This window comes from Roseibium sp. RKSG952 (assembly GCF_009711355.1).
In genome coordinates, this window is record NZ_SMMF01000962.1 from 1 (window position 1) to 21,050 (window position 21,050).

At 58.3% G+C, this 21,050-nt stretch carries 22 protein-coding genes; 16 read left to right on the forward strand and 6 right to left on the reverse strand.

The features are described from left to right. Positions 1-892 (forward strand): efflux RND transporter periplasmic adaptor subunit (locus E1297_RS43985; RefSeq protein ID WP_155149708.1); only part of this gene is annotated, 892 nt, incomplete at its 5' end. Between the two features lie 5 nt (positions 893-897). Beyond that, complete coding sequence (locus tag E1297_RS43990) at positions 898-4,299, forward strand: efflux RND transporter permease subunit (RefSeq protein WP_155149709.1); 3,402 nt, start codon at positions 898-900, stop codon at positions 4,297-4,299. On the opposite strand, the gene E1297_RS43995 is transcribed toward E1297_RS43990, so the two are convergent. Further along, entirely contained in the window at positions 4,266-4,715 is a 450-nt protein-coding gene (locus tag E1297_RS43995) for an NUDIX hydrolase (RefSeq protein WP_155149711.1), read from the reverse strand. The genes E1297_RS43990 and E1297_RS43995 overlap by 34 nt on opposite strands. A 4-nt stretch (positions 4,716-4,719) precedes the next feature. Further along, complete coding sequence (locus tag E1297_RS44000) at positions 4,720-5,532, reverse strand: protein-disulfide reductase DsbD domain-containing protein (RefSeq protein ID WP_155149713.1); 813 nt, start codon at positions 5,530-5,532, stop codon at positions 4,720-4,722. Between the two features lie 146 nt (positions 5,533-5,678). Here E1297_RS44000 and E1297_RS44005 point away from each other — a divergent pair, with 146 nt between their 5' ends. Next, entirely contained in the window at positions 5,679-6,233 is a 555-nt protein-coding gene (locus tag E1297_RS44005) for a YqgE/AlgH family protein (protein ID WP_155149715.1), read from the forward strand. Here E1297_RS44005 and E1297_RS44010 read toward each other — a convergent pair whose 3' ends face one another. Beyond that, positions 6,234-7,184, reverse strand: coding sequence for an L-threonylcarbamoyladenylate synthase (locus tag E1297_RS44010; RefSeq protein ID WP_155149717.1), 951 nt, complete (start codon positions 7,182-7,184; stop codon positions 6,234-6,236). Positions 7,185-7,320: 136 nt separating this feature from the next. On the opposite strand from E1297_RS44010, the gene E1297_RS44015 reads away from it, so the two are divergent. From E1297_RS44015 to E1297_RS44045, 7 genes are all read left to right on the forward strand, one after another. Continuing rightward, the gene (locus E1297_RS44015; RefSeq protein WP_155149720.1) at positions 7,321-9,024 is read left to right on the forward strand and encodes an acyl-CoA dehydrogenase; all 1,704 of its coding nucleotides are present in this window, start codon (positions 7,321-7,323) and stop codon (positions 9,022-9,024) included. Next, positions 9,024-10,070 (forward strand): MBL fold metallo-hydrolase, encoded by a 1,047-nt coding sequence (locus tag E1297_RS44020; RefSeq protein WP_155150498.1) that lies wholly within the window; start codon positions 9,024-9,026, stop codon positions 10,068-10,070. The genes E1297_RS44015 and E1297_RS44020 overlap by 1 nt, the downstream gene beginning before the upstream one ends. A gap of 6 nt (positions 10,071-10,076) precedes the next feature. Further along, positions 10,077-10,529 carry a DUF6173 family protein gene (locus tag E1297_RS44025; RefSeq protein WP_155149722.1) on the forward strand — a complete coding sequence of 151 codons (453 nt, stop codon included), beginning with the start codon at positions 10,077-10,079 and terminating at the stop codon, positions 10,527-10,529. A gap of 64 nt (positions 10,530-10,593) precedes the next feature. Continuing rightward, complete coding sequence (locus E1297_RS44030; RefSeq protein WP_209016354.1) at positions 10,594-12,432, forward strand: glycerophosphodiester phosphodiesterase; 1,839 nt, start codon at positions 10,594-10,596, stop codon at positions 12,430-12,432. After that, positions 12,419-12,979 (forward strand): hypothetical protein, encoded by a 561-nt coding sequence (locus E1297_RS44035; RefSeq protein WP_155149724.1) that lies wholly within the window; start codon positions 12,419-12,421, stop codon positions 12,977-12,979. Before E1297_RS44030 ends, E1297_RS44035 begins: the two co-directional genes overlap by 14 nt. A gap of 66 nt (positions 12,980-13,045) precedes the next feature. After that, entirely contained in the window at positions 13,046-13,180 is a 135-nt protein-coding gene (locus tag E1297_RS44040) for an aa3-type cytochrome c oxidase subunit IV (protein ID WP_155149726.1), read from the forward strand. A gap of 18 nt (positions 13,181-13,198) precedes the next feature. After that, entirely contained in the window at positions 13,199-13,831 is a 633-nt protein-coding gene (locus E1297_RS44045; protein ID WP_209016355.1) for a hypothetical protein, read from the forward strand. On the opposite strand, the gene E1297_RS44050 is transcribed toward E1297_RS44045, so the two are convergent. Next, complete coding sequence (locus E1297_RS44050) at positions 13,820-14,152, reverse strand: AzlD domain-containing protein (RefSeq protein WP_155149728.1); 333 nt, start codon at positions 14,150-14,152, stop codon at positions 13,820-13,822. The two genes, E1297_RS44045 and E1297_RS44050, sit on opposite strands and share 12 nt — an antisense overlap. Next, positions 14,149-14,865, reverse strand: coding sequence for an AzlC family ABC transporter permease (locus tag E1297_RS44055; protein ID WP_155149730.1), 717 nt, complete (start codon positions 14,863-14,865; stop codon positions 14,149-14,151). Before E1297_RS44055 ends, E1297_RS44050 begins: the two co-directional genes overlap by 4 nt. Between E1297_RS44055 and E1297_RS44060 the strand changes: the two genes are divergently transcribed. The 6 genes from E1297_RS44060 to E1297_RS44085 all read left to right on the forward strand — a co-directional run bounded on the left by E1297_RS44060 (position 14,864) and on the right by E1297_RS44085 (position 20,045). Then, positions 14,864-15,820: a formate dehydrogenase accessory sulfurtransferase FdhD gene (locus E1297_RS44060; protein ID WP_155149732.1), complete on the forward strand. Its 957-nt coding sequence runs from the start codon at positions 14,864-14,866 to the stop codon at positions 15,818-15,820. The two genes, E1297_RS44055 and E1297_RS44060, sit on opposite strands and share 2 nt — an antisense overlap. Positions 15,821-15,943: 123 nt before the next feature. Further along, positions 15,944-16,897, forward strand: coding sequence for an AEC family transporter (locus E1297_RS44065; RefSeq protein WP_155149734.1), 954 nt, complete (start codon positions 15,944-15,946; stop codon positions 16,895-16,897). Between the two features lie 48 nt (positions 16,898-16,945). Continuing rightward, positions 16,946-17,590, forward strand: coding sequence for a molybdenum cofactor guanylyltransferase MobA (gene mobA / locus E1297_RS44070; protein WP_155149735.1), 645 nt, complete (start codon positions 16,946-16,948; stop codon positions 17,588-17,590). Beyond that, positions 17,587-18,078: a molybdopterin-guanine dinucleotide biosynthesis protein B gene (mobB, locus tag E1297_RS44075; RefSeq protein ID WP_155149737.1), complete on the forward strand. Its 492-nt coding sequence runs from the start codon at positions 17,587-17,589 to the stop codon at positions 18,076-18,078. The genes mobA and mobB overlap by 4 nt, the downstream gene beginning before the upstream one ends. Positions 18,079-18,177: 99 nt before the next feature. Next, positions 18,178-19,455: a gephyrin-like molybdotransferase Glp gene (glp, locus tag E1297_RS44080; RefSeq protein WP_155149739.1), complete on the forward strand. Its 1,278-nt coding sequence runs from the start codon at positions 18,178-18,180 to the stop codon at positions 19,453-19,455. Further along, positions 19,452-20,045 carry a GNAT family N-acetyltransferase gene (locus E1297_RS44085; RefSeq protein ID WP_368669853.1) on the forward strand — a complete coding sequence of 198 codons (594 nt, stop codon included), beginning with the start codon at positions 19,452-19,454 and terminating at the stop codon, positions 20,043-20,045. Before glp ends, E1297_RS44085 begins: the two co-directional genes overlap by 4 nt. On the opposite strand, the gene E1297_RS44090 is transcribed toward E1297_RS44085, so the two are convergent. Beyond that, positions 20,042-21,037 (reverse strand): hypothetical protein, encoded by a 996-nt coding sequence (locus tag E1297_RS44090; protein ID WP_155149741.1) that lies wholly within the window; start codon positions 21,035-21,037, stop codon positions 20,042-20,044. The two genes, E1297_RS44085 and E1297_RS44090, sit on opposite strands and share 4 nt — an antisense overlap. Positions 21,038-21,050: the final 13 nt, after the last annotated feature.

Genomic DNA, 21,050 nt, shown 5'->3' on the forward strand with positions numbered 1-21,050 from the left:
CCAGCAGGCGGTGCTTGCGCGCAGGATTGCGCTGGCACAAGCCGAATCCCGGGTGGATCAGGCGACAACTCTTCTGGCCCGGGCCCGTATCGCGCTTGAGGCTGCCGAACGCGATTTGGACGATATGACCATTCGCGCACGGTTCGACGGGACTCTTACCGGTGTCACGCTGGTTGAAGGTCGGTTGGTCGCAGCGAATGAGAAGCTTGCGGAACTTGTCGACCCAAACGCGCTTGAAGTCGCCTTTCGTGTCTCAACAGCACAATATGTTCGCCTGCTGGATCCCGAGGGTGATCTGATCGATGCTCCAGTCACCGTATCGCTTGAGGTTACCGGCACGGATCTGACGGCCAGTGGTCGCATCAGCCGTGACAGTGGCTCGGCTGGCGAAGGTCAGACAGGGCGGTTGATCTATGCACGCCTTGATGATGCGCCCGGGTTCAAACCCGGTGATTTTGTCACGGTCTCGGTCGAAGAACAGCCGCTTGAGCGTGTTGTCCGACTGCCGTCTTCGGTTCTGGATGCAAATGGATCGGTTCTGGTGCTGGGCGTGGATGACCGGCTGGAAACTCTGCCCGTGCAACTGGTGCGCCGTCAGGGGGACGAGGTATTGCTGCGCGGCCCGGGTCTCGAAGGTCGCGAGGTAGTGGTCGGGCGTACACCCCTGTTGGGAACCGGGGTCCGGGTGCGCCCCCTGCGGGTCGAAGCAAGCGTCGAAGCCGAACCGGATATGGTTGAACTGACCGATGAACAACGCGCCCGCTTTGTCGCGCAGGTCGAGGCAAGTGACCGGATGCCGAAAGATGTGAAAGCCCAGGTACTGGGGCAGCTGAACGAGGCGAAGATTCCTGCCTCGCTTCTGCGTCGCCTTGAAAACCGGGCCGGGGGCTGACGGCTATGGTCCGCGAGATTCCCGGCGCGGCGGGCGGTATTCTCAGCTATTTTACACGTCACAGGACCGTTGCGAACCTGCTGTTGCTGGTGATGCTGGTACTGGGTGCTGCGGCAATCCCCAATATGCGGGCGCAGTTCTTTCCTGATGTCATTCTGGAACGCGTTGACGTTAACGTCGTCTGGGATGGTGCAGGACCGGAAGACGTCGACAACGGAATTGTTCAAATCCTCGAGCCTGCGCTGCTGGCCGTTGAGGGCGTGGCAAGCACCGAAGCCACCTCTCGCGAAGGGTCGGCTCGGATTCGGTTGGAGTTTGAGCCCAACTGGGACATGTCGCGCGCTGTGGAAGAAGTGCGCACAGCCGTCGATAGCGTGACCAATCTGCCCGAGGATTCCGAGGAACCTTCAATCCGGCGTGGTGCGTGGCGGGACCGGGTTACCGATGTGGTGATTACTGGCCCGATAGAAGCTGAACAACTGGCAAAGTTCACCGATGAACTGATTAATCGACTGTTCGCAGCGGGGGTCACGCGCACCACGATCCGCGGTGTGGCGGCGCCGCGCATTGTGGTCGAGGTGCCGACAGTCCAACTGATCGCCAACGATATCACGATGTCCGAGATCGCCTCGGCGGTCGCGGCCGAAGTCACGACGAATCCGGCAGGTGATGTCACAGGTGCAAATGCCCGCATTCGGACCGGCGTTGAAAAGCGTACGCCTGAAGAAATTGAGGCAATTGCGCTGCGGACCTTCGAGGATGGCTCCAAGCTTGTGGTCGGCGACGTGGCCGAAATCCGTGTCGAAGGCGTAACTCGTAATCGCAGCTATTACGTCGGGGACAACCCGGCCATGTCCATTCGCGTGGACCGCTCCAATCTTGGGGATGCGATTGGCATTCAGCATACGGTCGAGGACGTGGTGGCCGAAATGCAGGCCAGCCTGCCCGAAGGTATCACGGCCGAACTGATCCGCACGCGGGCGCAGGCCATCACTGATCGTCTGGATATTCTGGTCGACAACGGGCTGGTTGGTCTTGGCCTCGTGGTCTGTCTGTTGTTCCTGTTTCTCAATGCGCGCATCGCGTTCTGGGTGGCTGCGGGTATCCCCGTTGCGATGTCGGCAGCCATCGCGTTCATGTATATCGGCGGGTTGTCGATCAATATGGTCTCGCTCTTTGGTCTGATCATCACGCTGGGTATCGTGGTTGATGATGCCATTGTGGTGGGAGAACACGCTGATTTCCGTGCCCGCCGATTGGGTGAGGCCCCGATGGTCGCAGCCGAACGTGCCGCTCGCCGTATGGCTATGCCGGTCTTTGCGGCAACCGTGACCACAGTAATCGCCTTTTTTGGCCTGACTCTGGTGGGAGGGCGGTTTGGAGAGTTGATCCGGGACATACCCTTCACGGTGATCGCGGTTCTTATTGCCTCGCTGATCGAGTGTTTCCTGATTCTGCCCAACCACATGGCACACGCCATCGCGCATTCGGCCAAGGAACATTGGTATGACTGGCCAAACCGGATCGTGAACAGAGGGTTCCGCTGGGTGCGCGATCATCTGTTCCGCCCCTTGGTGGCCTGGGTGGTCTGGGCGCGATATGTGGTCGTCGCACTGATGATCGCGATACTCGCCAGTCAGATTGCGCTGTTCATCCGAGGCGATGTGAACTGGCGCTTCTTCAATGCACCCGAACGCGGTTCGGTGACCGGCAACTTCATCATGGCCGAAGGTGCGACACGTGCTGATACGCTGGAAATGATGCGGATGCTGCAACAAGCTACCGACGAGCTTGGGAAGATTTACGAAGAGCGTCACGGACGAAATCCGATTGACTATGTTCTCGCCGAGGTTGGTGGCAGCGCCGGATTCGGCTTGTCAGCTGCCGAAGGCAAAGACGAAGACCTGCTGGGCGGCATTTCAATTGAATTGATCGATGCCGATCTGAGGCCCTATTCCAGCTTCGAGTTTGTAGGTGAGCTGCAGGATTTTGTTCCACGCCATCCCAAAGTTGAACTGCTCAGCTTCCGAGGCTGGCGATCGGGGCCCGGTGGCGATGCCATTGATGTTCAGTTCTACGGCGCTGATGTGAACACGCTGAAATCAGCCTCTGAGGATTTGCAGACCGAGCTCTCCAAATACCCTGAGGTATCGGCGCTTGAGGACAACCTTGCCTATGACAAAGAAGAATACATCCTTGATCTGACGGCTCAGGGCGAGGCGCTGGGCTTTCGGATCGAAACGCTGGGTCGCGTCCTGCGTGACCGCCTGAACGGGATTGAGGCAGCAACATTCCCGGATGGTCCGCGCAGTGCTGAAATCCGGGTGGAGTTGCCTGAGGGTGAGCTGACTGCTGATTTTCTTGAGCGAACCCTGATGCGCACCCCGGATGGCGTTTATGTACCTCTGGCGGACATCGTTTCGGTTGAACGCAAATCCGGATTCTCGACCGTGCGACGCGAAAACGGTCTGAGAGTGATTTCGGTGAATGGCGACATTTCCGAAGATGACCCGACTCAGGCTGCCGAAATTGGCCGGGCCATGCGCGAAGAGATCCTGCCCAACATTGCTGCTGAGCGTCAGGTTGAATGGCGTATGGCCGGTCTGAGTGAGCAGGAGGATGAATTCCTGTCCGAGGCACGCTCGGGGCTGATCCTTTGCCTGACTGGCATCTACCTTGTTTTGGCCTGGGTTTTTGCCAGCTGGACACGACCGTTGGTGGTCATGGCGATCATTCCGTTTGGTTTGGTCGGCGCGATCTGGGGACATTACATCTGGGATGTACCGCTGAGCATGTTCACGGTCGTAGGCTTGCTTGGGATGACCGGGATCATCATCAACGATTCTATCGTTCTGGTGACCACAATTGACGGCTATCAAAAAGACCGTGGCCTTGTGCCTTCGATTGTCGAGGGCACCGCCGACCGATTGCGACCCGTCATGCTGACAACTCTGACCACGGTTCTGGGCCTCACGCCATTGCTTTATGAGGGGTCTCAGCAGGCTCAGTTCCTGAAGCCAACGGTCATCACGCTGGTTTACGGCCTGGGTTTTGGAATGTTGTTGGTGCTGCTTTTGGTGCCTGCGTTGCTGGCGATACTACAGGATATGTCCCGGCCAATGACCGCGATGCGACGTGCTGTTCGGGCCCCGGACCATGTTGTGCGCGGTGCAGTTGCGATGACCGGTGCGATTTTGATGGCGTGGTTTGGCGTATCGATGATCTGGCCTGCCGTTGCTGGCACACCCCTTGATCTGCTTTCCGGCTTCTATCCCGCCGAAGATGGGGTTGCCGTCCTGCGAATGGGGTTGGGCGTTTTCCTGACTGGCGCTGTTCTAATCCTGACAATCAGCGCAATCGCATCCGGGTCGCTTTATGCGCGGCTGTCGGGGCGGGCAAAGGCCTGATCCGCCCTCAACGCCTGCTCTAGCAGATCAGGAACGCGATCGCTCATCGGCAGTTTGCCCTGACGGATCTGATCAATTGGAAACCAACTTGCGTCTTTTGCATCGTCACCCGCCTCGGGTTCGCCCGAGATATATTGGCAGGCGACCCCGACAAGCAGGTAGTGCACGCTGACCTGCCCCTCATCATCCCGTTTCAAAAGGTCGAGGTTGTCGAGATAGTGCAGGGGTTCTGCCGTGATCCCCGTTTCCTCAAGTAGTTCACGCTCGGCGGCTTGCAGAACGGTTTCGCCCCATTCCACGTGCCCGCCGGGAAATCCCCACAATCCAGCGTCAGGTTGCTTACTGCGCTGGACTAGCAACACCTGTTCCTGATGCAGGACAACGGCAAGGGCGCCGATCTTTGGCGATGGTGTCATTCAATCAGCCCGCGCTGCATCCCTGGATATCAACCGAGTGTTTCGCACCCAGCACAGTAATACGAACTTCGGAACGGTCCAATGCAAACGGACCGCCCGACGCGCTGATCACCTCGGATCTTGCAACCAGAGTATTTCCGTTCCGTGATGTTTCGGGCGGTGACGCCCAAAGCGTTGGATTGCCCGGTTCAATGACAGCGATTTCCTCACCGCCGCTTGAGGGCATGGTGATATGCGCTTCGATCTGCATGCCGTCTGCTGTTGGCGTGAGATGGCACGCGGCTTTGGCGACACCTGCTTCGCGGGCCGAATATGGGCGTTGTGCCAGTGCAGCGGCAATCGCTGGATTACGCCCGGCATTCGCATCGACGGTGTGGTCGAAATCCAGACGCCCGGGAACGCAGACATCCTTGCAGACGCCCAGATCTATCTCGCCGCGCAGTCGCACGGGTTTCTTTGCATTCCTCGGCGTAATCTCAATCGGCAGAACCAGCTGGTCTTCGTAGCCGATTGAACGCAGCCCATTCTGGTCAAAGACATGAGGTGCGGGCCAGGTGATCGAGATATCCTCGATATTGGCCGATCCGCTCCAGTCAAACTGCGGTGGAATCCCCGCATCACCGGGTGCACGCCAATAGGTTTTCCAACCATCTTTCAGGTCCAGCCGAAGCGCGCCTAGATAGGTGCCCTTGGAGGTCTTCCCGCCATCCAGAATCTCGAGCTGAACAAGGTTGTCGACGCCCTGCGCCATGGCGGGAGCGGCAAAACAGAGACTTGCGGACAAAGCAGCCGCGATGGGTTTGCGAAATGGCTTCATGCTACATACATGCGTGTTACGGCCCGGATTGCCAAGTCACGTTCCGGTCACCACGATGAAATCGGGGGAATTCGCCGTTGGTCCCTTGCCAATGCCCATTGCACGGGGCCATTGTTAAACCAGTCAGTGCCAAGAGATTTCTACGTATGGAACTTACCGGAAAACTGTTGATTGCGATGCCCGGCATGGGCGATCCGCGCTTTGATCATTCGGTGGTCTATATGTGTAGTCATGGCGATGACGGGGCGATGGGGCTGATCATCAACAAGCCCTCTGATCTACGGGTCAAAACCCTGCTTGGACAGCTCAATATTCCATGCCAGATTCCGGTTGTTGGTGAGCGTCTGGTTCATTTTGGCGGGCCGGTCGAAATGTCCCGCGGTTTTGTCCTGCACAGCTCGGATTACGAAGCCAACCTGCATTCGATGCAGATTACGGATGACTTCAGCATGACGGCCACACTGGATGTTCTGGAAGATGTGGCCGCCGGGCGTGGCCCGCTGAATTCGATGCTGATGCTTGGCTATTCCGGCTGGGGGCCGGATCAGCTTGAAGATGAGATTGCCATGAATGGCTGGCTCACGACTGAAGCCACGCCAAAGCTGGTCTTTGATGTCCCCGACGATGAAAAATGGTCGGCGGCGCTTGCCTCGCTTGGTGTCGATCCTCTGACCCTTTCAGCCAGCGCCGGTCGCGCCTGATCAGCTGTCGCGCGGGGCCGCTGCACGCCGCAGACGGTCATTGATTGCAGCACCCAGCCCATTTTCGGGGATCGGGGTGACAGCTATCGGGCGACCTGAGCCGTCGAGCTTATGTAATGCCGCAAACAGATTGGCTGCCGCCTCAATCAGATTTCCTTCAGCAGACAGGTTTTCGTCGCACTCTACCGGCCCGAAACCTAGCAAAACCTCGTCCCCCTGACGCGACTGCGCATTCAGGCGCACGGATGCATCCGGCGCATAGTGGGATTGCAGCTGCCCGGGTGCCGTCAGCAAATCTCCGGACTTGTGGTGGTGCAATTCGGTACCAAGAACGGCTTCGATGTCTTCAAGCACCACACCTCCAGGCCGTAGCAGAGCGGGCTCGCCCGCAAGGCCGACGATGGTGGACTCAAGACCGACACCACATGGACCGTCATCCAGAATGGCCGCAATACGTCCATCCAGACCTTCGCGAACATGCTCTGCGGTGGTGGGGCTGATCCGGCCGGACGGGTTGGCCGAGGGTGCCGCGACCGGACCGTCAACCGCCTCGAGAAGCGCGCGTGCCATCGGATGTGCGGGAACACGGACAGCCAAAGTGTCCAGACCCGCCGTTACCAGCGAAGACACTCCATGACCATCACGCAAGGGCAGAACCAGTGATAGGGGGCCGGGCCAGAAGGCATCCGCCAGTTTTTCCGCCTGACCGGACCACTGCACGAAGCGCCTGGCAGCTTCGGCTGAAGCGACATGCGCGATCAGCGGATTGAAGCTTGGCCGTCCTTTAGCTGCGTAGATAGAGGCGACCGCCTCGCCGTTTCGGGCGTCACCACCTAGGCCGTAGACGGTTTCGGTCGGGAAGGCGACCAGCAAGCCCTGACGCAGCAGGTCAGCAGCCTGAGCGATACCGGATGGATCGGCGGATAAGTATTCAGTGCCGTTAGGGATCATGTATGGTGACGCCGCGTTTTGGTTGCTTGCAACATAGGGAAGCGTAGGTAATCGTCCCAGCCCAGATGATTAACGGCGTGGCTTGTGGAATCCAAGCCCATGTGTACAAGGCGCCAGACAAACTCCGAGGGAAGCCATGCCATATCGCGCTCCAATCTCCGATTACGAGTTCCTGCTCAGCAATGTTGTGGGGTTTGACCAGGTCGCCGCCACCGACAAGTTTTCCGAGGCCAGCGCGGACGTGGTCAGCGCGATCCTGTCCGAGGCGGGCAAGATGTGCGAAGAGGTCATGGCTCCGCTTCAGCGTCCCGGCGATCTGGAACCGGCCCGGCTGGAAAACGGTGTTTTGCGTACGTCGACCGGTTACGCCGATGGCTGGAAAGCGATTGCAGAAGGCGGATGGATCGGGATGAGCGGCGATCCCGAATATGGCGGCATGGGGCTGCCGATGACCGTGACCACGGCCGTAAACGAAATGATGAGCGCGGCTTGCCTGTCGCTGCAGCTGGCTCCGTTAATGAGTCAGGGACAGATCGAGGCGCTGGAACATCACGCGAGCGACGAGCTGAAAGAGCTGTATCTGCCCAAGCTGATGTCAGGTGAATGGTCGGGAACGATGAACCTGACTGAACCGCAGGCCGGATCGGATGTCGGGGCGTTGTCCTCAAAGGCTGTGCCAAATGGTGACGGTACTTACGCTGTGTCCGGGCAGAAGATCTATATCTCGTGGGGTGACAACGACTTCTGCGAGAACATCTGTCATCTGGTGCTGGCGCGGTTGCCCGATGGCGTTCCGGGCACCAAGGGCATTTCGCTGTTCCTGGTGCCTAAGTACATTCCGGATGAAAACGGCAAGCCCGGCGTCGCGAACGATCTCAAGGTCGTCTCGCTCGAGCACAAGATGGGTTTGCACGGCTCTCCGACCTGCGTGATGCAGTATGACGGAGCGACCGGTTGGCTGGTCGGCAAGGAACATGGCGGTATGGCGGCCATGTTTACCATGATGAACAATGCGCGTCTGGGTGTTGGCGGGCAAGGTGTCGGCTCCGCCGAAGGTGCCTACCAGCATGCACTGGCCTACGCGTTGGAGCGGAAACAGGGCAAGACACCTTCCGGCACAATCATCGATCATGCGGATGTGCGTCGTATGCTGACCGAAATGCGCGCTGACGTCTTTGCAGCGCGAGCGATCATGCTGGCCAATGCCCAAGCCATCGATATGGCGCAGGCGACCGGTGATGCAGAATGGGCGGCTCGTGCCGCGCTGCTGACGCCGATCGGCAAGGCCTTTGGTACCCAGACCGGGATGCGGGTCGCCGAAACAGGTGTGCAGGTGCACGGTGGTATGGGCTTCATCGAGGAAACCGGGGCCGCGCAGTACTACCGCGATGTCCGCGTGACTGCGATCTACGAAGGTACCAATGGCATCCAGGCAATGGACCTTGTCGCCCGCAAGATGATGGATGGTGGTGAGGCAGCCTCGCGCCTTCTGGACGAGATAGAGGATCAGGCTGAAAAAGCCCGGGCGACCGTGCCCGAACTGGCTGGTCCGGTCTGGGAAGCAACCGAATCCCTGCGCGAAGCCACCGAATGGCTGGTGTCGCAGGATGACCTCAATAACCGCTTCGCCGGGGCGGTTGCCTATCTCAATGCTTTCGCGCGGGTGCTGGGCGGGCACTACCACCTGTCCGCAGCGCTGGCTGATCCGGACGGTCCGCGGGCGAAGCTGGCGCGCTATTACATCAACGCCCTGCTTCCTGAACATGCAGGCCTGCTGGCGCAGGCGCAGAACGGTGCCGAAGACCTCTTTGCGCTCAGCGCCGATGAGTTGGCCGCGTGATGGACGGCGTGCAGCCTCCGGCGATCCGATACCCCTGGTCCGAACCACCGGCACCGGGTGAGGCCATTGAAGTCGCTGATGGCGTTCTTTGGATGCGTCTTCCGTTGCCGATGGCACTGGATCACGTCAACGTCTATGCGCTGGATGACGGTGACAGCTGGACTGTCATCGACACCGGCATGTCATCGAAAAAGACGCGTGGCATCTGGGAGCAACTGATGTCCGGTCCCCTGTCTGGGAAACCGGTCAAACGCATCGTGGTTACACATCACCACCCCGATCATGTCGGGAATGCGGGTTGGTTTCAGTCAGAACACGGTGCCGAACTGATAACCAGCCGTACAGCCTGGCTGTTCGCCCGGATGCTGACGCTGGACGTTCAGGAGAACTGGCCTCAGGAAACGCTGGATTTCTATCGCAGCGCAGGTATGGCTGCGGAGGTTCTTGAAAAGCGTATGGTCGAGCGGCCGTTCAATTTCTCGGACACTGTTTATCCGATGCCGCTGGGCTTTACCCGGATCAAGCAGGACGACGTGATCCATATGGGCGGGCGCGACTGGGATGTGCATATGGGCAATGGCCATGCCCCCGAACATGCCACGTTCTGGAGTCGGGACGACAATCTGGTGCTGACAGGTGATCAGATCATCAGTTCGATCAGCCCCAACCTGGGAGTCTACGCGACCGAACCCATGGCCGATCCGGTCTCGGACTGGCTTGAGGCTTGCGAGCGTCTGCAATCGCTGGCGCATCCGGATCAACTGGTGTTGGGCGGTCACAAGCTGCCGTTTACCGGATTGCCTGTACGGATGCGGCAACTGATCGAAAACCACCATGGCGCGCTGGAGCGTTTGATTGACGATCTGGATACGCCAAAAGCCGCTGCTGATTGCTTTGCCCCCCTGTTCAAGCGACCAATTCGCGAAGGTGAATATGGCCTCGCACTGGTCGAAGCGGTTGCACACCTGAACCATCTCTACCACATTGGGTCTGTGAGCCGGTCGCGTCGCGCGGACGGGGCATGGGAATACCAGCGCAAAGGGTAGATGCGTATGCAGGACAAGATCGAAACATCGGCCGAGGCTGCCGAGGCAGCAGCGTTGCCACGCTGCTATGAAGTGCATGCCAACCCGAATACCGAATCCGGCACCAAAGCTCTGCCCGAGCCGCTGCAAAAGCCCGTTGCCACCAAAAGCCCCGCCCAATGGGCATATGAGCGACTGATCCTGTACATTCAGAACTTTGAAAAGACGCTGGATGGCGATCACGAAGTTGCCATGGGCTTTACCGGAGGTGACGCGGGCGTGATGCGGATCGAAGGGATGGGGTATTTCGATCCCGATATCATCACCTTCTATGGCTCAGATGGCGCCGGCGCACGTACGCAACTGGTGCAACATGTCAGCCAGCTGAACGTGATGCTGCGTGCCTTGCCCAAGTCCGTTGAGGATAAGCCTGCCAACCGTATCGGTTTCCGACTGGCGGCAGATCTGGAAGAATCCTGACAACCTGACTTGCAATTCACGCTTTCGCAGCCTTGAATGAGTGCGATACTCAGGAGGGCGCCGCGTGACATATTTCTCAGCTGTTACAAATGCCTATGCCGGTGCCTGGGCCCGGCGGCGGGTCTTTGTGCCGATCTATATTGCCGTGCGGTTGCTCTTGGTGGCCCTGATCGCGCCGGGTGTTGCCATCGCTGTAAATCTGGCCGTTTCGCTGTCCAATCAAACAGCGCTGACGGATCAGGACATCGCGATGTTCATCCTTTCACCCGCAGGATTTATCGCTGCGATCGTGGTTTTGAGCATGTTCCTGCTGGCAGAGGTCTTCGTGTTTTCTGTCATGGCAGGCTCACTGCGCATGGGTGAGCGTGATCCATGGCGCGCAGGCAGTGCCGCCATCCGTCTGATCCTGTCACGTCTACCTGCGCTGTTTGGCTTTGCAGTGCGCTTCATATTACGGGTTCTGTTGCTGGCCCTGCCATTCGTGGCGGTCGCCGGAATAATCGCGTGGTGGACGCTGACCGAGTATGACATCAACTATTATCTGACCTTTCACCCGCCTGCCTTTAAGGTTGCCGTTGTTCTGATCGGGATTGTCGTGCTGGCACTGGCATGGGTCCTGATCCGCAAGCTCTCGGCCTGGGCTTTGTCCTTGCATCTGGTTCTTTTTGAAGATTGTGCACCCTCTGCCGCGTTTGATCAGAGCGCTGAACGGATGGAAGGCAAGCGTGGCCGCCTGAAGGTTGAGCTTGTGTTGTGGCTGGCTCTGCGTTTCGTCATCGCGGCACTGATTGCAGCTGTTGCAGGCATATTATTCGCGTTGGTGCCTTTGCAGGATGGGGTAAATCTGAGATTTGCTTTGACCCTGAGTTTGCTGGTGGCTGGACTGTGGTCTCTGGCCGGGCTGGTTTTGGCAGCGACTGCACTGGGTGCGTTGGCGGTGCTGTTGGACGGGTTCTTTGAAACCAAAACCGGTGAAATCCCGCATCCCGAACCCGCAAACATACGCACACCCATGTTTTTGACGGTTGGCGCTGCAATTGCGGCGTTGCTGTTTGGATTGTGGATGGGGCAGGGCCTGCTCGAGCGGGTTCAGGCCCCTGATCATGCCGAGGTTATCGGTCATCGCGGTGCTGCTGCGCTGCGCCCGGAAAACACCATGGCCTCGGTCCTGAAGGCCATTGAGGATGGCGCGGATTGGGTCGAGATTGACGTTCAGGAGACCGCAGACGACGTGGTTATCGTCGCCCATGACAGTGACTTCATGAAGCTTGCTGGCGTGAATCTGAAGGTCTGGGACGCCACGATGGAGGATGTGGCTGAAATTGATATCGGCAGTTGGTTTGGTCCGGAGTATGCCACAGAACGCACCCCGACTCTGCGGCATGTTCTGAGTGCGGCGAAGGGAAAGTCCAAGGTCATCATAGAGCTGAAGTACTATGGCCATGATGTCGATCTGGAAAACCGTGTGATTCAGATCGTTGAAGAACTGGGAATGCAGGATGACATTGCGACAATGTCGCTGAAATACCCAGCTGTCCAAAAGATGAAATCTCTGCGCCCCGATTGGCGTTCCGGTGTTTTGGCCGCGACAGCCATTGGAGACCTGTCCGGCCTGGAAGGGGATTTTGTCGCCGTCAACGCTGCGATGGTCACTCCGGGCCTTATCCGGTCGGTTCATGATGCAGGCAAGGATATCTACGTCTGGACCGTGAATGACCCGTTGCAGATGTCTGCAATGGCTTCGATGGGCGTGGATGGTCTGATCACCGACCGGCCTGCAATGGCCAACGAGGTGCTGCGGGTTCGCGCTGAAATGGGGCCGGGTGAGCGGTTGCTGCTGTGGCTTGCAACAACCTTTGGTCTTTCAGTGGATACTGAGGCAATGCGCGATGAAAGCCCCTGAACTGTCGCTAGTTCTGGCTTGTCTGGCAGTTCCCGTTCAGGCGCAAGAATTGATGCGCGGTGTGGAAATGCCGGGCCACCGCGCATTGATTGAACAACGCGGTACTGGTGAACTGACAGAGTTCGAAACCGACGGATGTTCGGGCGGTATGTCGGCAAGTTGGCGGCTGGTGGCGGACACCTTTCCGGAATTCGCAAGGCTTTACGAAGAGCGCCCTCCTTGGGAAGACTGTTGCGTCATTCACGATAGGGCCTATCACAACGCTGGCGGTGCGTTGCGCGCAGAAGATAGCTTTGATGCCAGATTATCCGCAGATCAGACACTGCGGTCCTGTGTCAAAGAGCACGGGAATGCCCATGCCGAAGAATACGCGATCCGTTACGACATGACACCGGATCAGGTCCGTTCGGCACATTCCATTACTGCAGAAGGCATGTACATGGCGGTCCGTTTTGGCGGGGGCCCCTGCACCGGCCTGCCATGGCGCTGGGGGTTTGGTTACCCAAACTGCTCAGTCTTTGCTTTGCCCACCCCTGCGCGGGAATGACGTGGTGACAGGCCCTGAGTTTTCCATTATTCAACCGATAAACACGCGAATTGGGATTCTAGAGACATGGCTGAATACAAGCACGGCGAGATGGACATCACCGTTCAAACCAAAACCTTTGACGGTTTCATCAAATTCACCACATGGTGCGTTGTGGCGATCGTCCTTCTGTGCCTGTTCCTGGCAGTGTTCGCTGCGTAAATCTGGGCGAGTGCATCCGTGATCAGGATTTTGATTGCCTGCCTTCTGGCAGTGACCGTGTCTGGCTGCGCCGTATCCAAGCGTCCGCAAGCCGATCAGGCTGAGATTGTTGCGCGATCCTATCAAGATCCGGGTCCATCCACACTCACGCTTTATACCATGATCAACACCCGTACAGGGTCTGGCGCGCATACATCCTTGATGATCGGCGCCAGCGAGCGGGTAATTTTTGATCCGGCGGGTTCTTTCCGGGCAGATATTGTGCCGGTCAAGGATGACGTCCTGTACGGAATTACCCCGGCTGTTGAACGGGCCTATCGCAGCTCGCATGCACGCGAGACGCACTATGCCCTCGTTCAGACGATCGAGGTCAGCCCACAGCAGGCCGAGGTTGCCTATCAGCTTGCCAAGCAATCCGGACCGGTGGCGGGGGCCTATTGCGCCAATTCCACCTCTCGGATTCTACAGCAGGTTCCCGGGTTCGAGCAGATCGATGTGACCTTTTTCCCGGTCAAATTGGCCGAGCAATTCGGGCAAATCCCGGGCGTCGTGACCACGGAATACCGGGAATATGACGATGCGGACCTTCAGAAAGGTCTTGCAGCAAACAATGCGCGCCTCAATCAGCAGGCAGCGGGTTTATCCCAGTAAATACAGCAGACCATAAAGTGTGGCGGCCCCGGTAAAGATGGCCGCCAGCACATTCTTGGTGACAAGACCAACGGTCAGGGCAACTGCCGCTGCAGCCATGCGTGGTGCATCAGGCTGCCCCGCAGTTGCGGATGGCCAGACAACCAGTGGCGCAATCAATGCAGGCAGGATCGCAACCGCCGTGTAGCGCAGATGGCGCAGCAGCCATGGTGGCATCGGGCGATCCCCGACAAATCCGATGAAGACAAAGCGCAGGGTATAGCTGCCGACAGCCAGCCCTACGATGATGGTCCACATGGTTACTGGATCGACCTGGTTCATGCGTTGGCCTTTCTGCGTTCCATCATCAGTTCAGCCTGCGCACCAGCCATCATTCCGGCACACCCCGCGATCAGCAGGCCAAGATTGTAAGGGATGGCCACCGTCAGCAGCGAAACTAGTATTGCGACCATTGAGGCGACCACATGGGGCAGCGTTCGCATCATTGGGCCAATCATCGCCAGAAACGTAATTGGCAGCGCAAAATCCAGCGCCCAGCTTTCGGGTATACGCGTGCCAAGCACGGCACCCATGTAAGTGGCCAGTATCCAGAGCGGAGTGATCGGTGCCACAGAACCAAAGAAGTAGGCCATGCGCTGCGGGATTGTCAGATCGGGTTCTTTCTCGAACTGCACGATCGAGCAGGCATAGGATTGATCGACCGTCAGATAGGCCGCGATAGCGCGCTGCCACATCGGAGCGGCCCCCAGATAGGGGGTCAGCGAGGCTGAATACATCGCCATCCGCAGATTGACCGCCAAAGCCGAAACCAGGATGATCGCCGTTGGCGTGTTTTCCTGCAGCAATTGCAGCGCTGCAAACTGCGCCGCCCCGGCAAACACCGTCGCGGTAAAGGCCATCGTCTGCACGATGTTTAGCCCTGTTTCGGTCGCGAAGACGCCAAACAGGGTGCCAAATGGGATCGCTACGAAAATGAACGGGGTTCCATCCCGAAAACCCTTCCAGAAGTATGACTTGGATGTGGTGAATGCCATGGCTAAATCCTATGGTGTTGGACAAAGCAGTAGCTGGCTTGTGAAAGGGTTGCAATTGGCCGTCGAAACAGATCTGTCGGAATACATCATCGCGCCAGACCCAAGTGCCGCGCGCCTGACACGCGCAGTTGAGGGCGTGGATCAGAATGGTGATGTCAGCAACATTTCCGTGGTCGAGGAGCGCCCGCTGACGATCTTCCTGAATTCACAGGAAATCGTGACGGCAATGACGATCGGAGACTATCCGGAGTATCTGGCGCTGGGCTTTCTGCGCAATCAGGGCATGTTGCTGCCCGATGATCAGATCACGCGGGTCGATTATGACGACGATCTGGAAACTGTCATTGTGCGTACCGCGCGTGAAACCTCCTACGAGGACAAGCTGAAGAAAAAGACCCGCACCAGCGGATGTGCCGTGGGCACGGTATTCGGAGACATGATGGAAGGGCTCGAGGATGTGCGCCTGCCACAGGTCCGGGTCCGGACGTCATGGCTTTATGATCTGGCGGCCAAGATCAATCGCACCCCTTCTCTTTATCTCGAAGCGGGTGCGATCCATGGCACGGTCCTGTGTCGCGAGGATCGTCCACTGGTCTACATGGAAGATGTCGGGCGCCACAATGCCGTGGACAAGATTGCAGGCTGGATGCTGTCCGAAGGGGAAGCCGCCGAAGACAAGATACTCTATACGACGGGACGACTGACCTCGGAGATGGTGATCAAGACAGCGATGATGGGCATCCCCGTTCTGGCCTCACGATCAGGCTTTACCGCATGGGGCGTCGAAATCGCGCGCGAAGTTGGCCTGACCCTGATCGGCCGCATGCGTGGTCAGCGGTTTGTCTGCCTGTCTGGCGAAGACCGGCTGGTCCGAGACGCCGACCCGGCAACCGTGGCGGTAGAAGACAAGAAGCATCGCCGGAAGAGCGCTGCAGACTTACCGGCCCCCGACTGAGTATGCTCGGATCGTCTTGATCCAAAAAACACTGCAAAATCCTGAAGATATGTCCTAGGGTGTCGCAATGTTCGGCCCGTTTCCCGGGCCAAAGCGCCGGCCATATTTTAGATTGGGGTTTGCATGGAACTCATTAATCTCATCGCACCGGTTTTTGCGGTCATCCTTACTGGGTACGTCTTTTCCTGGACCAACCTGTTGGCCAAGGACACCTCTGAGTCGCTAGTACAGTTTGCGGTCTATGTTCTGATCCCAGCGATCATGTTCTATCTGATCGGGCAGGAAAAGTTTGAAAACCTCCTCAACTACGGCTTCTACCTTGCCTATGGGGGAACTCTTCTGGTGCTTTTTGTGGTGCTGTTCATCGGCTTCCGGTTGGTACTGGGCAAGCAAGTTGGTTCCGCCACCGTTGCTGCATTCGCGGCCGTTGCCTCCAACACCGCGCTTGTCGCTCTGCCTGTGCTGCATGCGATCTTTGGCGCAAGCGGGGCGTTGCCTGCCGTGCTGGCAAATCTGGTGGTGGCGATGCTGCTGTTGCTGCTGACCACCATTCTGGAAAGCAGCTCGAGGCAATCAGCGGCGACAAAAACGCCTGTGCCGACGATTATCCTGAATATCTTGAAAAACCCGATCATCGCCGCGACGCTGGCCGGTGTCATCTATTCCTTCACCGGGATCGGTTTCGCAGACGCTGTTTCAGATTACCTCGCACTGCTGAGCCAGGCACTGGCCGCAGTTGCACTGTTTGCAATCGGGTATACGACCAGCGTCCGCACGATCCTGCAGACCGGCCCTCTGATCCTGTTTCTGACCCTGACGAAACTGATTGTCGCCCCCGGCCTTGTGCTAATCGCCGCGCATCTTGTGGGGCTCGATCCGCTTTGGACGATTGCGGCGACGGTTTCGGCGGCGGTACCGACTGCAAAGAATATCTTTCTGTTGGCAAAACACTATGATCAGGAACCTCAGCTAGCGGCACATATAGTCTCGGCAACTTCGTTTCTGGCGGTCGGAACGCTGATCATGTGGCTGTTTGTCCTGCATCAACTTTATCCATCGGCATTTCAGCTAGGCTGAAGGAACTGTAGGGTGGCAGCGGCATTGGGCGTAGAACGAGGTTAGAGAATGAAGCGACCTTTGGGGGTTATCCTCGCTGGTGGTCTCGCCACCCGAATGGGCGGCGGAGACAAGGGTTTGCTGCAACTTGGCGGGCAGAGCCTATTGAGCCATGTGATCAACCGTCTCGCTCCGCAGGTGGACGGGCTTGCGCTGAATGCCAATGGTGATCCAGCGCGCTTTGCCGATTTTGATTTACCGGTGATTGCAGACACGATCGAAGGGTTTGCCGGACCACTGGCCGGTGTTCTCGCCGGACTGGATTGGGCAGCGGAACAGGGTGCGGACAGCATCGTGACCGCTGCCGCCGACACGCCATTTTTTCCGCACGATCTGGTTATGCGGCTGATGAATTCAGCTGAGGATCAGAAACATCCTCTGGTCATGGCAACGACACCACGTACCGGAGAGGAGGCGCTGAAATCCGGAGGTGGAAAGCGGGTCAATCGGCACCCCACCTTTGGGCTTTGGCCGGTGGACCTGCGGGACGACCTGCGGGCGGCTTTGAATGACGGGCTGCGCAAGGTAGTTCTGTGGACCGACAAGCATGACGGGCGTGAGGCGCTGTTTTTAGCTGACCCATTCGATCCGTTTTTCAACGTTAACACGCCCGATGATTTGCAACTGGCGCAAGAGATGCTGGAGCGCGCATGAGGATATACGGAGTCACCGGTTGGAAAGACGCGGGCAAAACCGGATTGATGGAGCGGCTGGTGGCAGAAATCACAGGGCGTGGATTTTCCGTTTCAACCGTAAAGCACGCCCATCACGCCTTTGATGTCGATCAGCCGGGGCGCGACAGCTATCGCCACCGGACGGCTGGCGCTAATGAGGTGCTGTTAGCCTCAGGCAAGCGCGTGGCGCTGATGCAGGAACTTCGCGGCGCTCCGGAACCATCACTGGAGGAATTGCTTGGCCGCCTGTCGCCTGTCGATCTGATTTTGATCGAGGGCTATAAACGCGAGCGGCACCCCAAGATCGAGGCTTTTCGAAAAGAACCCGGAAATCCCCTGATCGCGGCCAATGACGAGACCATTCGCGCAGTCGCCAGTGACACGGAACTTACTCTGGATCGTCCGGTTTTTGATCTGAACGATACGCAGGCTATCGCTGACTTTGTGCTGCAGGAGGTTGGATTGTGAGGCTAATCCCCCAAATATCAAAGTCAAAGGATCAAAGTATCCCAGACACGTCCAGCGGATCAGAGACCTGAGTGTCGGCGAACAAAAGGAACGTTGAAATTGACCAGTTCGCAAAACAAACCCGACATTGCGCCGCCGCCTTTGCAGAACGATTGCTTCGCTCTGCCCTCAGGGGTGAACTGGACGCCGGTTGATGATGCGCTGGCTTTGCTGCGCGACAGGCTGAGGCCCGTGACGGGTGTGGCGACGCTGCCGCTCATGCAGGCTTCTGGCCGTATTCTTGCGGAAGACATGATCGCACAACGATCCAACCCGCCGCAGCGCAACACTGCAGTTGATGGCTATGGGTTTGCTGTGGAAATTTCGGACGGAACCTATGTTCTGCCTTTGACCGAAGGACGGGCGGCAGCGGGTATCCCATTCGATGGTCAGGTTCCCGAAGGTTCTGCGCTCAGGGTTCTTACTGGCGCAGCGTTACCCGATGGTGTCGATACGGTCATACTTGAGGAAGACGTCACGGTTCAGGACGGCCATATCGCCTTTCGTGGCCCCTTGAAGCGAGGTGCCAATACGCGCCGTGCGGGCGAGGATGTGGCGGCAGGAGAGCTGGCCCTGTCTGCGGGCCGCAGCTTGACCCCAGCGGATCTGGCACTGTTGTCGGCGGTTGGAGTGTCCGAAGTGCCTGTTCGTCAGCAATTGCGTGTGGCGGTCTTGTCGACCGGGGATGAATTGGTTGAGCCGGGCGCTGCCGCAGGTCCGGGGCAGATTTATGATGCCAACCGACCTATGCTGTTGTCGCTGATCGAACGGATGGGATTTGTGCCGGTCGACCTGGGTCGCATCGCAGATAGTCGCGAGGCCCTGCGTACCTGTCTGGATGAGGCAGCGCAGAATGTGGATGTGATCCTGAGCAGCGGTGGCGCCTCGGCGGGGGATGAAGATCACGTTTCAGCCCTGCTGCGCGATGCTGGAGCAATGCAGGAATGGCGCATAGCACTGAAACCCGGACGCCCGCTGGCATTGGGCATGTGGAATGAAACGCCCGTATTTGGATTGCCGGGCAACCCCGTGGCAGCAATGGTATGTAGCCTGATTTTCGCACGCCCTGCGCTTTGCCTCATGGCGGGGGCAGGCTGGTCTGAACCTCAGGGGTTTGAGCTGCCTGCAGGCTTCGAAAAACGAAAAAAACCGGGTCGCCGCGAATACCAGAGAGCCCGGGTTAGGGACGGTCGCGTCGAAGTGTTCCATTCAGAAGGTTCAGGGCGTATCAGCGGCCTCAGCTGGGCCGAAGGACTGGTCGAGATCGAAGATGGTGAGCGCCATATCAAACCGGGTGATCCGGTTCGGTTCATTCCCTATGGAAGCTTTGGGTTGTGACAGTTTCGGTCTCGCGCGGTTTCAGTGAAGCTGAGCGTGGTCTGGCAGCGCACCTGTTCTGGCAGGCGTTTTCGGGCAAGCTCAACAAGGTCATGGGTCCTGAGGAACGCGGGATCGCGTTCTTCGAGCGCGTCCTGAACCCCGACTATGCACTGGTTGCGCGGGATAAGGATGGGCAGATGCTGGGACTGGCCGGGTTCAAGACATCATCTGGCGGGCTGACTGAAGGCTCGATTACAGATTTAGCCCAGGTCTATGGTTGGCTTGGCGGCACGTGGCGCGGTCTGATCCTGAGTGTGCTCGAACGCAAAACGCAGCCCGGTGTATTTCAGATGGATGGAATCTTTGTGGCTGCCGAAGCTCGCGGGCAAGGGGTCGGGACCAAGCTGCTATCTGCCATCAAGGCGGAGGCGCTGCGAACCGGATTGACCGAAGTCCAGCTGGACGTTATCGACACCAACCCTCGTGCACGCGAACTGTATGCGCGCGAGGGTTTCAGAGTCGTCGGTGAAGAAGAAACCGGACCTTTTCGTCACCTGTTCGGCTTTACCATTTCAACACGGATGAGCTGGCCCGTCCCGAAAGACTAGTCGAAGGTTCCGGCGACGCGGCCCAGCAGCATGAACGCCCGTGCGGTTCGGGTCTCTCCCAGCGCGGTCAGATCGGCATCACTGGCTGCGGGTTCGAACTCCACGATCATATTGTCGAAGCGACGCAGAAAATGATGGGCTGCATCCCGGAATATCGGATCCTGCTTCATGCGGGCCGATGTCAGCGCCAGAGAGGAGCGATCCCGGATGCCGCCGAGCGCTGCAACGGCGCGCCCGCGCGCGCCTTGGGCAAACTGACGCCAAACCTCAGGGCGGGCCATGTCGGGCCGCAGGTCATCCATGTAGATGCCTTCCTGGCTCAGCAATGTCAGAACATCCTGCGACGCCTGTACCAGTTGCGCAGTCTTTCGGTCCTTCAGGGCCAGTCGCAATGCATCGAACCCAACGGTGTCTTCCGCAGTTTCGGGGAAGTTCAGGGCGCGAATGAAGATATCCGTTGTCAGGGGCGGCGCGATATCCTCGGCCGAAGTCCCGAGCTCCAGCGAGGTTTGATCACCAGTTCCGTTTGTCGGCGGAGTAATCTTTGCCGGCTCGGTACGCTGGGACGAAAAGGTTGCCAGTGCGGTTTCGGTGTTTTTGGCGGTCTCAGCTATTTCATCCAGCTTCTTGCTGACGGTTGGCTCATAGGTGCTGGCTGCCCGTTGCTGCTGTATGACATAGGCGTTGCGAATGGCATCGATCGCGGTCTGTAGCCGGGCACTTTCTTCGCGCATGATCCGACTGGCACGCATCGCGGTTGCCGCAACCCAGATCATCGCGACAGGCATGAACACCGCCAGTAGGGTCACCACAAACCCACCAGTTTGATTCGGACCGGGCATGACCAGAAAGACCACCGCCACGATCAGCCATACCACGCTCAGCGCGATGGCTACGATCTCGATAATTGTCACCGAAGGACGCCCCGGGCGATCATAGATGCCCAGCGACGTCGGACGCTCGGTTTCCTGGTCAGGTGTTGACCCCGACATGTTACACGCTCCG